The 279-nt window shown below is 67.0% G+C and carries 1 protein-coding gene; it reads left to right on the top strand.

The window, feature by feature from the left end:
• Window positions 1-279 (top strand): AMP-binding protein (locus tag DSY14_RS28520; RefSeq protein WP_211719657.1); only part of this gene is annotated, 279 nt, incomplete at both ends.

Genomic DNA, 279 nt, shown 5'->3' with positions numbered 1-279 from the left:
GTTGAAGGCCGGTGCGGGTTACACGTTGTTGGATCCGGCCTTCCCCTCGGCGCGGTTGGAGTCCGTGGTCGCCTCGGCCGGCATCACCACCGTGCTCTCCGGCGGCGAGGACAGTGACGCCCTCTCCACACCGGGAGCGGTCGTGCTGTCCGTGGACGCCCCCGGTGTCGCCGTGTGTGAGAGCGGTGATCTTGGTGTGGAGGTGGTGCCGGGTGATGTGGCGTGTGTGATGTTCACGTCGGGTTCCTCGGGTGTGCCCAAGGGTGTGGTGACCTCTCA

Origin of the sequence: Nocardiopsis sp. MG754419 (assembly GCF_018207095.1) — a bacterium.
Taxonomy (GTDB): domain Bacteria; phylum Actinomycetota; class Actinomycetes; order Streptosporangiales; family Streptosporangiaceae; genus Nocardiopsis.
Note: the sequence above shows the minus strand (reverse complement) of the source record. Positions and strands in the feature narration are given on the sequence as shown.